The 12,787-nt window shown below is 40.3% G+C and carries 10 protein-coding genes; 4 read left to right on the top strand and 6 right to left on the bottom strand.

Annotated features, from left to right (window positions below; translation table 11 throughout):
• Nucleotides 1-9 precede the first annotated feature (9 nt).
• The 3 genes from EDF66_RS06450 to EDF66_RS06440 are packed head-to-tail and all read right to left on the bottom strand — an operon-like array spanning nucleotide 10 to nucleotide 3,526.
• Nucleotides 10-1,539 (bottom strand): aldehyde dehydrogenase family protein, encoded by a 1,530-nt coding sequence (locus EDF66_RS06450; RefSeq protein ID WP_132841414.1) that lies wholly within the window; start codon nucleotides 1,537-1,539, stop codon nucleotides 10-12.
• Nucleotides 1,536-2,459 (bottom strand): DUF1338 domain-containing protein, encoded by a 924-nt coding sequence (locus EDF66_RS06445; protein WP_132841413.1) that lies wholly within the window; start codon nucleotides 2,457-2,459, stop codon nucleotides 1,536-1,538. Before EDF66_RS06445 ends, EDF66_RS06450 begins: the two co-directional genes overlap by 4 nt.
• 5 nt (nucleotides 2,460-2,464) lie before the next feature.
• On the bottom strand, nucleotides 2,465-3,526 hold the full coding sequence (locus EDF66_RS06440; protein ID WP_132841411.1) for a saccharopine dehydrogenase C-terminal domain-containing protein: 1,062 nt from the start codon (nucleotides 3,524-3,526) through the stop codon (nucleotides 2,465-2,467).
• Nucleotides 3,527-3,593: 67 nt separating this feature from the next.
• Here EDF66_RS06440 and EDF66_RS06435 point away from each other — a divergent pair, with 67 nt between their 5' ends.
• Nucleotides 3,594-4,490 carry a LysR family transcriptional regulator gene (locus tag EDF66_RS06435; protein WP_132841410.1) on the top strand — a complete coding sequence of 299 codons (897 nt, stop codon included), beginning with the start codon at nucleotides 3,594-3,596 and terminating at the stop codon, nucleotides 4,488-4,490.
• Between the two features lie 125 nt (nucleotides 4,491-4,615).
• Here EDF66_RS06435 and EDF66_RS06430 read toward each other — a convergent pair whose 3' ends face one another.
• From EDF66_RS06430 to EDF66_RS26440, 3 genes are all read right to left on the bottom strand, one after another.
• Nucleotides 4,616-5,428: an SDR family oxidoreductase gene (locus EDF66_RS06430; RefSeq protein WP_132841408.1), complete on the bottom strand. Its 813-nt coding sequence runs from the start codon at nucleotides 5,426-5,428 to the stop codon at nucleotides 4,616-4,618.
• A 133-nt stretch (nucleotides 5,429-5,561) separates the two neighbouring features.
• Nucleotides 5,562-6,011 carry a protein-disulfide reductase DsbD N-terminal domain-containing protein gene (locus EDF66_RS06425; protein WP_132841407.1) on the bottom strand — a complete coding sequence of 150 codons (450 nt, stop codon included), beginning with the start codon at nucleotides 6,009-6,011 and terminating at the stop codon, nucleotides 5,562-5,564.
• A gap of 232 nt (nucleotides 6,012-6,243) precedes the next feature.
• Nucleotides 6,244-6,372, bottom strand: coding sequence for a hypothetical protein (locus tag EDF66_RS26440; RefSeq protein ID WP_259194528.1), 129 nt, complete (start codon nucleotides 6,370-6,372; stop codon nucleotides 6,244-6,246).
• A 565-nt stretch (nucleotides 6,373-6,937) separates the two neighbouring features.
• Here EDF66_RS26440 and EDF66_RS06420 point away from each other — a divergent pair.
• From EDF66_RS06420 to EDF66_RS06410, 3 genes are read left to right on the top strand one after another with little or no spacing between them, the layout of a single operon-like run.
• A complete protein-coding gene (locus tag EDF66_RS06420) occupies nucleotides 6,938-10,423 on the top strand; it encodes a SusC/RagA family TonB-linked outer membrane protein (RefSeq protein ID WP_132841406.1) in 3,486 nt (1,161 codons plus the stop codon).
• A gap of 12 nt (nucleotides 10,424-10,435) precedes the next feature.
• The gene (locus EDF66_RS06415) at nucleotides 10,436-11,815 is read left to right on the top strand and encodes a RagB/SusD family nutrient uptake outer membrane protein (RefSeq protein ID WP_132841404.1); all 1,380 of its coding nucleotides are present in this window, start codon (nucleotides 10,436-10,438) and stop codon (nucleotides 11,813-11,815) included.
• 17 nt (nucleotides 11,816-11,832) lie between these two features.
• Nucleotides 11,833-12,780 (top strand): hypothetical protein, encoded by a 948-nt coding sequence (locus EDF66_RS06410; protein WP_132841398.1) that lies wholly within the window; start codon nucleotides 11,833-11,835, stop codon nucleotides 12,778-12,780.
• The last annotated feature ends 7 nt before the right edge of the window (nucleotides 12,781-12,787 follow it).

Raw genomic sequence — 12,787 nt, 5'->3', positions numbered from 1 at the left:
ATCAAAAAATTAAAAATCAAATTTAATCCCTTGTGCTAACGGTAATGTATCGGAATAGTTGATCGTATTTGTCTGTCTGCGCATATATCCTTTCCATGCATCGGAACCACTTTCTCTACCCCCACCGGTCTCTTTCTCTCCACCAAATGCACCACCAATTTCTGCCCCTGATGTACCGATATTGACATTAGCAATGCCGCAGTCAGATCCATTTACCGACAAGAATTGTTCCGCTTCGCGCATATTCAACGTCATAATCGATGATGATAGGCCTTGAGGAACATTATTTTGTAATTCAATAGCCTCTTTCAATGTTTTATATTTAATCAAATACAGAATAGGTGCAAAAGTCTCCTCTTGTACGATCTGGTAATCATTTTTAACTTCAGCAATACAAGGTTTAACGTAACAGCCGGAGACGAATTCGACGCCTTCTAATACACCTCCTTCTACAACAAATAAAGCTCCCTCTTCTTTTCCTTTTAAGATAGCATCATGATAATCTTGTACAGCCTGTTTATCAATGAGCGGTCCCACATGGTTATGTTGATCTAAAGGATTACCAATGCGAAGCTGGGCATATGCCTTAACTAATTTGGCCTTAAATACTTCATATATATCTTCATGAATAATTAATCTTCGGGTAGAAGTACAGCGCTGTCCGGCAGTTCCTACTGCTCCAAAGACAGCTCCGATGATAGACATCTCCAGATCGGCATCTTTGGAAATAATTAGGGCATTGTTACCGCCAAGTTCTAAAATGCTACGTCCAAATCTGGAGGCTACTGCAGTCGAAACTATTCGTCCAATTTTTGTCGACCCTGTAAAAGAAACCAATGGTATACGCTTATCGTTATTGATCATATCTCCTACCGCGTTGCCGATCAGTAGATTGCTGATACCTTCGGGCATTCCATTATTGGCAAGCACGGCTGCAACAATTTTTTGACAAGCTACTGCACATAACGGCGTTTTAGAAGATGGTTTCCAGATGCTTACATTTCCACAAACCCAGGCTAGTGCGGTATTCCATGCCCAAACAGCTACAGGAAAGTTAAACGCTGAAATAGTCCCGACAATACCTAAAGGATGCCACTGTTCATACATTCTATGATTGGGCCGTTCAGAATGCATGGTCAGTCCATACATTTGACGAGAAATGCCAACGGCAAAATCGCATATATCGATCATCTCCTGCACTTCGCCTAAACCTTCCTGTAGGCTTTTACCCATTTCATAAGAAACCAAGGCTCCTAGATTGTCTTTATTTTCCCGCAGAGCATTTCCAAATTGACGTACAATATCACCTCGTTTTGGACCTGGAACGTTTCTCCAGAATAAAAAGGCTTCTTGTGCTTTTTCTACTACTGCTTCGTAATTTGCAGAATCGGTACTTTGTATTTCGGCAATCAACATGCCATCAACCGGTGAAAATGATTTGATTTTCTTGCCACCCGCATTTAACCAGGATGTACCCGTTGAAGTACCCAGATTAAGATCGTCTATTCCTAATTTTATTAAAATATCTTTTATGTTCATTGCTGTGAGTTTTGATTGGGATTAGTTTGTTTAAGATAGGTACTTTCAAAGATTTTATCGGCATTATCGGCCTCAAAACCTTCTCTACGATGTTTAGCTTTGATCTCATTGGTCCTTAGGTTTTTAAACTCTGGATAGACCAACCGTTCAGAAAACTCGACATAACTTCCTGCTATCGGCATCGTGCCACTTCCCGGAAATTCAACCACATGAATTTGCGCCATAGTACTGCTTTGCCGTAATAAACCGTCAGGACTTGTTTTGATTTTCCCTCCTTCAACATTTAACTTGAGTCCCAATGATTCGACAAACCGATTAAAATCTTCAAGCGTATTATAGCCGTTTTTCAGGTCGTGAACACTAATCGTATAGTGGTTTAAATAGTAACGGTTATATATGACCCAGGCAGCATATTCACTTTCTTCCAATAAATAGAGATAATCTTCTTTGGTTGGAAGATCCCATAAAGACTGATGAAAAAATTCGCCGATCGCATTTCCATCATCCAGATCAATGGAGTCAACCGGATCAGCATCAACCTGATTGGTATACTTCCTGATAACACGCTGTGCCTGATCTGAAAGCTGATCAACGAGCAGCTCACTGATAAAGACTCTTGGGTACTCCGGGCTAGGTGGCGCATACCAGTAAGCATTTAATTTTTTACGGTCAAAATGGTAGCAATCTCTTTTTTGATAGCCATGATGCAAAAAAATCTTTTCAAAGGAGGCAATTCCTAAATGAGGAACGCCCATCGTTCGAAATGCAATGTGATCATTTATGATCTCTTGTTGAGAAGCTATGATCTCCTTTTCAACCAATGCTTCTGTGATCATTTTGACAGCTGGTACTGCTTTGCGGTACCGGTCAAAAAGCATGTTCAAAAAAATAGTTAAAGGTTTTTCTTGATGGGTATTCATATCTTCTATTTAAAAAAACTTCCTGTTTTAGTCGCAAGCAAAGCCTCAAATGAAATTTCTTCTTGTTTGATAAATCCCTTTGATGGAAGTGTGCCGGCAGCCACCATCTCCACGACTGCAACTAAACTTGCCGCAGTTGTCCAGGAAATCGCTCTCCAATGCTGGCCGTCAATAACCATTGGGGAACAGGATTTGAAGTATTCATTTCTTTTCATCTGCCCATCTTTCCAGCCTTCTGCGACAGCATAGATCAAAACTTCATCTTCCTGAACTTCAGGTTTAGCATTTTTAAGCATATCCTCAAGTTGCTGTTTGTTGTCTTTCATATGCAATTCGTGAATTAAAAAATTCATTAAATCACAATGTCCGGGATAGCGGATTGTTTTGTAATCTAACTTATCTATTTTACCTTCATAGGTCTCACACATTGTTCCTAATCCACCTGATGTATAAAAAGCTTCATAACTAGCTCCATTGATATTAATCGCTTCTTTTCCCTGTAGCGAAATCACATTTTTACGCTGCCCATTATGAATAGCTTCGGCATCGTTTATATATTCATTCACAACCCCGGCAGCAGACCAGGTAAATGAATAACCCATTTCTCCATTGGGATACTTGGGTAATGCTCCTACACGCATTTCGATGGAACGTAATTTTTCAAAATCGCTACCTAAATGCGCTCCTATAATACCAATAATGCCTGGAGCTAGACCACATTGCGGAGCCATGACAGCAGTCGCTGTCTCGCCCAGCCCAATAATGTAATTGGTTGTATCTACGTCTTCAGTAAGATCGAAATAATGCTTCCCTAGCTTATGGGAAATGGTTGCAATTGCTTTATTTAAAAAGAAGGGCAAGGCGGATACTACGGCATCATGTTCAGCAATGATCTTTTCCATAAACTGTTGGTCTGCGACATCTCCAGTTACTACTTTAAAAGGAAGATCAAATGAATAATGAGGAGCCTGTTTATCCATACCTGTAACCTCAAATTGATTACTTAATAATGAGCCAACCAGTGTCCCTACTTTTCCAAGTCCGAGTGTCAATATTTTTTTTATCATTTTTATATTTGGTTTATGCCAAATATCTCTACATTTACCATTAATAACAATTCATATTAATTAAGTAATGATAAGTATTGCTAATCAAATTGAACTGAGGCATCTCACCTATTTTAAGGTACTTGCGGAGCAGCTTCACTACCGAAAAGCCTCAGAAAGCTTGTTTATATCACAATCTGCATTGAGCCAGCAGATCAAGCAGCTTGAGGGAATTTTAAAAGTTCAGTTATTTGACAGAACAAACAGAAAAGTATATCTGACTGATGCCGGCAGCTTATTTAAGAAAGATGTGCAGCAGATTCTAAATAAGATTGAAACTGCTGTTACCAACTTAAAATTATTAAAAATGGGGAACACCGGACAGATCAGAATCGGTTTTGTCGCATCCGCAATGGAGTCTATTCTTCCAGATGTGTTAAAACTATTTCATACGGACTGTCCAAATATTAAATTTCAGATTGATGAGCTGAGTAATGCGGATCAGCTTCTGAGTCTTCAAAACGAAATGCTCGACATCGGCTTTATGCGGAGCAATCATATACCGGAAGGTTTCAGTAATAAATGCGTATATATCGAGACATTTTCTTTAGTTCTGCCCATTGATCATCCTATAACTGATAAAAAATTTGATACTATCGCGGAATTGGCTGATGAATCTTTTATTTTATTCCCAAACGAAAAAAGCCAGTTCTACTACCAACAGATTGTAAATCTCTGTGCAGACCACGGTTTTTTACCTAAGGTAGCACATCGTTCCATCCATGCTCCTACCATTTTTAGACTTGTTGAAAATGGAATGGGAATCTCGATCATTCCGACTTCGTTGGCGCATACTGAAAATCCGAATATCAAATTTATAGAACTCACTGGTGTACCTCAAAAAACGGCATTATTTGCTGTATGGAAAAAAGATAATGTCAATCCGGCATTGCCTTATTTATTAGAAATGCTACCAACGGCATAACTTTGTTCCTAGTCTTGAAGGTACAGAATAAGCCGAAAAATGAATTAAAACCTGGAGGTATAATCAGATTTTCAAATTAAGAATGTGTTGAACATTAAAAGAAATACGAAACCACTTATTTGATTTTAGACAAAATAATCACGCATTAGTCGTACAAAAACCTCTTCACTATTTTTCTTTTTGCAGTCGATGTAAAATTGTGCATCGGCACCTACGACGTAGCGCAATTGTATTTTTCCGTCTGTGGACGCCTTATAAATCACTTTTGCTACATCTGCTGCTGCTGCTTTTAGTAAAAATTGTGTCGTCTTTGAATAACGTTCAAAAAATGAAACCATGATAGGGTCGTATTCCGGTATTTTGTTCTTGATCATTTCCTGTGCATTACGGAAATTTGTAGCAACACCACCTGGTTCTATAATTTTAACAAGAATATTAAATGGAGCCAATTCATGGGACAATGTTTCAGAAAAACCCTCAATGGCAAATTTTGTGCTGTTGTACAAACTACCAAAAGGTAATGCAACTAGACCTCGAAATGAGGAGATATTGATGATGGTACCGCTACCATTTGCCCGTAGATAAGGTAAAACAGTTCGGGTGACATCCATTAGACCAAAAACATTTACAGCATATTGTTTTTGGATTTGTTCTCTACTGGCAGATTCAAAAACACCCATTAGACCGTAACCTGCATTGTTAATCAATACGTCAATATTTCCAAATTTAGCAACACCCGCTTTTACTGCTTTTTCGATGGAGTTAATATCCAGAACATCTAAAGCTGTTACAAATACACGGTCTAATTGCGTTAATTCATATTCTTGTTCGGGAAATGGCATTGTTGCAATCACATTCCATCCTTTTTTTTGAAATAGTTTTGCAGTTTCCTTACCAAATCCAGAGGAAGAACCTGTAATTAAAACCGTTTTTCTCATTTTACTAAATTTTGTTTTTATTAAACACAGAAGCAACTGTACAATAGAAGGATTGCTTCTTGTTTCAGTTGGTCTAATAATTCATACCTAAAATTTTTCACTAAAATAAAAAAGGTGAATCATCACCTTTTTATTATTTAATGATTACTGAAAAATTGTATTGATCCGGAGGTAGACATTGGGTAGCATCGCACGCTTGCCACTCTACAGTGCCTTTAACAGTAGCCGTACCATTTTTCAAACTCACTTTTTGTTGAAAAATTACCTCATCAGTAAAATATCCTACATCCATTTTGAACACTTCTTCATGTTTTACTTTAGGCTTTGGTTCAACAGTTTTACCTGCCAAGGTATATTTTGGCCCTTGAGCAAAACTGAAAAATGTGGGAGTCGGCCCCCCATCTTTTACATGTTGCGAATAAATATGCCACCCTTGTTCAATCGTGGCTTTTATAAATACAACAGCTTCTTTGCTACTCAGTTTTTTGCTTGCCACAGTCCATTTTACGGGAGTGTGAATTTGAGCAACTCCATTTGATAGCATAAAGATCATTGCCGCTATAAACATTGTTATTTTTATCATGCTCGTATTTATATAATTACTATAATTTCTGGTTAAAAGCTCTAAACTTACCTATAAAAGACGTTTGAATAAATCAAATGTCCCTTATAAAGTAAAAAAAACTTCAGCGCACTACGCGCTCACCGGTTCCTTAATAATGAATCCCTTTAGATGATTCAATACCTAAAAATAGAAGTCTTAATACTAATTTTTATTAAATTCAATTACCAATCAATACTTCTTGAACTGTCTTCTACTGCTCTGTTTCTCCAGCACTACCACCTTTACGCTGTGGACTATTCAGTGATGCACTATCTGCAGCAATGCTACATTCAATTTCAATAAACTCCGCTTCTAGCCGAGCTTGTAAATCCTTTTTCATCAATCTTTTAAATCTGTCACATTATAAAATCTTCACCGCCTGCCCTTAATTTATTAGTCTCAGGAATGAGTAACGTTACTCATTCTGCGATACAACGTAAACAAGTAGCCAGTAAAATCAGTACTGCATTATGGTCCTTTGAATCTAACGTAACTGATCTAGCGGTCATTCTTTATTAGCGAAATGTATAGTTAACCTGATCACAGTGCTACAATCTCTTTAAAAATCACTATCTGTTTTTGAGCAAATATGCCCGCTCAAAAAAATAAAACTTTTAAGGGACATTTTTGTCACTGGCTCGTTTTAGTATATATTTCAATCCGTTGAGAGTTAAAAACACAATACCGGTGGACTTTATATGTGATTTGTTTAAGTAATACAAAGATTTACATTCTATCATTTACTGTTCAACCACCGATATAACGGGTTAAATGAACAAAAAATTAAAGTATATCGCCAAAAAAACATGAAAATTTACTAATACGTACGCTTTGTGAGCTATATTCGTATAAGCGTGGAACCCAGAGTTCAATTACTAACCAAAAATTAGAACCAAAATTTCAGTATGATAAACCACATTTACCCCTACAAAAAAAAGAAAAGCAATCCGCGAAAGCGATATGTTCTGTGTCTTCTATTGCTAGCTTACTCACCTATCTTTGGACAGTCCATTTCGTTAAATGTAAAACAGATGCCTTTCTCACAAGTCTTAAAGCAGGTCGGAGAACAAGCCGGGATGGACAGAATTGGAAATAAAAAATTAATTGACAAGGCCAAGCCTGTTACATTAAACGTCAAAGCCAAACCCCTCGCAGAAGTACTCAAGGATCTTTCCAAAGGGCAACCCTTGGAATTAATACTACAGAACGGAGCCATCATTATTAAAGAACGTCCCCTCAATAACTCCGACCGAAGTAGTAGTCCTGAACGAACTAGTAGCATGCAGCAGAAAGGTTGTGTTACAGGTATTGTGGTAGATACGCTCGGTTCGCCAATTCCGGGTGCAACCATCATTATTGCCAACACAAATCTAAAAGCGTCAACCGATAAGCTGGGACAATTTTCATTTGACGAGATCGATTCAAAAGCGAGTATCAGCCTGAGCAGCATGGGTTTTCATTCGACAGAAATACCTGTACGTGATCTTTTTGCCATTGAAATAGGGAAGCAGAAAATTTTTCGAAAGTCCCGAGTTATCCGTTCCAGCGACTGCAATTTTACCTTTATCCTAGCTGTTGCGGCCAATATGTTGGGTACGGCGGAGGTAAATATGGGGCTATTCAGCAGAAAGCAAGAGAGCTTTACTGGCGTGACTCGTACACTTAGTGGCGATGAAATTCGTACGGTAAACCGAAAAAGTTTACTGGACGCTCTAAGTACGCTGGATCCGTCCTTTAAGATCGTCCGGGACAACTCATTGGGATCGGACCCTAATCAAGCTCCTAAAATTGAATTCCGGGGCACCCGGAGCATGACGCCTCCAAAAACAGAAGGTTACAGTAATCAATTACGTTTACAATATGAACAAGATCCTAATCAACCACTTTTTATGTTGGATGGTTTTGAGGCTACCCTACAGGATATTGTCAACCTCGACATCAATCGTGTAGCAAGCATTACCCTTTTGAAGGATGCTGCTTCAACGGCTCTATACGGCCCGCGATCGGCAAATGGTGTCGTCGTTGTCGAAACAGTAAAACCAATTCCCGGCCAGCTGCGCATTTCCTATAATATCACAGGCAATCTTGCGATCCCCGATCTGACGGGATACAACATGATGGACGCCAAGGAGCTACTGGCTTTTCAGGATGCTCTGGGAGATCAGGGGCCTTTTACAACCAATGTGCGTGCTACAGACTTTGCCCTAAAAAAAGCTATACGCAATTTTAGAGAATATCAAGTCCTAAGGGGAGTGAATACAGACTGGCTTAGCATCCCCGTGCGCAATGCATTCGCACTCAACCACAGTTTGAATATAAACGGTGGTGATAAGGTCTTCAGTTATGATATAGGTTTAGCAAAAGGAGATAACAAAGGGGTAATCAAGGGTACTGACGCGAGCAACCTCTCGGGGCAAATTGTGCTTTCATACCGAAAAAACAAGTTTAATATCAACAATAGCTTTCGGGTTGCCGGCACCAACGCCAATGGTGGTAATTACGGTACTTTTGCTGACTACGTGAGGTTACCGCCTTACTACAATAAATTAGACGATAGTGGTAACCTCAATATGAATCCCTTTTTGGAATACACCCAGAATGATTTTGAGATAAACAATGAATATTTAGGTGTCTATTCATACCCTAATCCTTTATATAATTCCTCCCTTCCTTTTAGGAATGAAACAAAAGGTTTAGATTTAACCAACAACCTGCAGCTTAACTATGATGTAATGCCTTGGCTTCGCGTTTCTCTAGGTGGACAGTACGCAAAAAAAACAAACAGTGCCGACTATTTTAAATCCCCTTTGCACACAAGCTATCTGACGGATAATATTGTAGAATTGGAGCGCGGCCAGTACAATTTCCAAAGTCAGGAAAATAATAGTTATACAGCGAATGGCATGCTTACCTTCAACCATGTATTTGCAGAAAAACATATTTTCAACGCCAATCTGCGCGCGGATATCAGCTCATCTAACAGTATCTCTAAGCAGATTTCGGCTGTTGGCTTTGCTAAAAATGCGCAACCGCTCCTCTACTTGGCCAATAGCTATTTGCCCAACAGCCGCCCAGGGGGATTAGAATCACCAGGTCGCAGTTTGGGCTTCACGGCAAGTCTAAACTATTCATATGACCAACGTTATAACATGGATCTTTCCTACAACCGCTCCGGTTCGAATAGTTTTGGCATCGACAATCCTTTCATTTCTTTCTATTCTGCCGGCTTGGGCTGGAATTTGGGAAATGAAGCTTTCCTCAAGGATTCACCGATCGTGAACTCATTGCGTTTGTCGGCTAATTTCGGGCTTACGGGCAATCAATATTCAGGCGGTTTTGGTTCGCGCAGTACTTACAGCCTAGATAATGTGTCGACACGATTTGGACAGGCCTATCATTTGATCAATGTCGCTAATCCCAAACTGGAATGGGCTAAGACCTATAAAACAAGTTATAGCCTCAACGGTACTTTTTTTAATAGCAAATTAGCCGTATCGTTGAGTGGTTTTCATGATCTGACAGATCCGATGATTATTGCTTTGCCTTTGGCTCCGTCAATTGGAATATCGACATACCCAACCAATGTAGGTCGCCTTACAACCACTGGTCTGGACGCACTCATAAGCATGAAGATGATCCAGAATACCAACTGGACTTGGAACCTGGGATTCAATAGCCCTGTGTTCCTTCATTCCAAGTATAGCGGCCTTAACGAACTTTTGGATGGCTTTAATGAAGCTGCCCGTACGGGAGACTACTTACAGCGCTATAGTGACGGGAGTGGGCCCTATGATATGTGGGCCGTCCCTTCCCACGGTATAGACCCCTCGAATGGACTGGAAGTGTACCTGGATCAGACCGGAAAGTATACCTACAAATTTGATCTCGCCAACGAGCGTCTGGTCGGGTCATCCAGACCAGTTACTCAAGGAAGTATCAACACGCAGGTTCGCTATAAATTATTTACATTTTCGGTATACTGCCGCTATGTTGTAGGGGAATCTAAAATGAATAACGCTCTCTTCAATAAGATAGAGAATATTACGAGCACGATCAACGATAACCAGGATCGAAGGGCACTTTATGAACGTTGGTCTGTACCAGGTGACGATGCGGCCTACTTGGGTTTTACGAACCTGCCATTGGGCCTATCGGACCGCTTTTTATTGAAAGAAAATGCTTTCTATTTTGAGTCTATATCCCTAAATTACGATTTCAATGCCTTACTGCAACATGCCAAATTAGATAAAAAACTGGGGATCAAACGGCTGGACTTCGGACTTAATCTCAACGATCTCTTTAAGTTTCAGCTATCCAATGTCCGTTTGGAACGGGGACTGGATTACCCCTTTGCACGAAATATATCCTTTAACTTACGCGCCTCATTTTAATAAGTATACCCAATGAAAAAAAAATATAAAAAAATATATGGCATACTCCTGCTTACACTGATGGTAAGTAGTTCTTGTACCAAATATCTAGATGTACAACGCCAGGATTCCCTTTTTGAGGAAGAATTATTTACCAATGCCACAGGTGCTCAGGAAGCGCTAAATGGCATCTATAGGGATTTATCATCATCTGATTTATATGGAAAGAATCTATCCCTATACTTTGTCGATTTAGCAGCACAATATTATCGCACTCAAAACTTTGAAATAGGCCAAATTATTACCCACAGTTACAATACGACGAACCTCAGAGATATTGCATCTAAAATCTGGACAAAAGGCTTCAAAACAATCTTAAATGTCAATAATTTTTGTCAGAAAATGGAAAAAGATTTGCCTGCGAACATGAGCGACCAGCAACGACAAAACCTATTGGCAGAGGCTTATGCGATCAGGGCCATGCTACATTTTGACCTGCTCCGCCTCTTTGGTCCCATTCCAGGCAATGCACAAAGTGCGCCAACCATCCCCTATATCGCTACTGTACAATTTGAACCTGGCGTTTTCCTTAGTTTTCAGGATATCACAACGGCCATTACCACCGATCTGATCCGGGCGCGCGAAACGCTCGCAGGTGCCTCCGGTGCACCTGCAATTGTTGATAAAGACACACGCTGGCGGTTGAACTACTATGCCGTTACGACGTTGTTGGCGAGAGTTTATCTATATAAGGGCATGAAAGATGAGGCCTGGAAAATTGTCCAGGAGAGCCTCCCGGCGGTCGAGCAGTACTTTCCTTCGGTGAAAGGATTAACTTCGGGCGATCGTATGTTCAGTCAGGAAGTACTTTTCGGTTCGGAAAACCGTGAATTGTACGACCGTTACCGCGAGCTATTCATTGCTACTTTGCGGGATGATGCTATTGTTGCTCCCTTACCGAGAAGGTTACAGCAGATCTATCCAGAAGCGAACGATCTGCGTCTGCAGGCCTGGTTTGCCACGGGGAGTGTCGGAAACAAAAACTACCAGACACTCGTCAAATTTACAGATGAGGACGTTAGTCAAGAGTTGAGGTATTTTCAACCCCTGATCCGCAAATCGGAACTTTATTTGATTGGCGCGGAGACTGCGCCTGATCAAACAACACGATATGAATTGATCAACAGTCTCAGGATAAGCCGCAACTTACAGCCTATTTTGCTAGACGAATCGCTGCCTAATGCCATTATAGCAGAATATGCACGCGAGTTTATCGGTGAAGGGCAACTATTCTTTGCCTATAAAAGACTCGGTATGGGCGCTATCCCAGACAACGGTGGTTCATCCACGACCATTATGGATGCGACGAAGTATAATCTACCCATTCCACAAGAAGAGATCAAATTCCGTTAATTTAAAAAATGAAAAACATGAAATTAAAGATCTGTTTCCATCGCAAATATCTCCTTCTGCTAGCTGGATTATTCGCCTTTTCCGGATGCAAAAAGATAGAACCCATTCACTATAATGGTGAAACCTCACTTTTCTTTTTAAACGCATATACGGCCCCCGTAAATTATATTCCTCGAAATTATCAGGATCTATTTACAGACACATTGACCATGAACTGTCATTTGTCCGAAGTGTTCCAGAAAGATACCATTGCCCTGTCTGCTCCCGGATATTATAATAGTTTTCATTTGGGGTCAGAGTCATATTTCCCAGGTAATCTGTGGGTATACTTAAAGGGACCTCTTGCAACCACAATCCGACCATTTGAGTTGACAATAGAGGGTTCGGGCAGTTCATTTTGCATTTTGCCCGACATGCCGCTATACTTGGCTGCCGACAGCACACGGACAGCGATCGATCTGAAGATCTTGCGACCACCAATAGCAGATACAACGACATATGAGGTTCGTGTCAAGCTTGGCAATAATTCAAATTTTACCCCCGAAATGGACTCAATGAGTGAATTCGTGTACCGCTTCGGAAATTTGCCCACGAAACCCGAACGATGGAGGGATGAATTTCTGGGCAGCTTTTCCTACAACAAAATAGGCGCCATAGCCTTGGCGCTGACTGCGGCAGATGAATCTGAACGGACGCTGCTCCGTAAACAATTGAAGGATCTATCGTCTACTTGGTTCACGGATGAAGTAATAGATCGGGATGTCCTTCCTGCTCAGGTGACCGCAGGCAACATCTATTTGATGATCAATAATGGATATCGCCCGTCGGGAGGCAATGCTAAATTTGACACCATGTTAACTTCATTGGCCACAATAACAAAAGATTACCTCAATGAACGTAGTGCTTTAGGTAGCCCATTGCTGGAAAAAGACGGTAAGCCTATTGTTTTCACGAATTCCAATTAATTGAACC

This window comes from Sphingobacterium sp. JUb20, from assembly GCF_004342035.1.
GTDB lineage: Bacteria > Bacteroidota > Bacteroidia > Sphingobacteriales > Sphingobacteriaceae > Sphingobacterium > Sphingobacterium anhuiense.
Note: the sequence above shows the minus strand (reverse complement) of the source record. Positions and strands in the feature narration are given on the sequence as shown.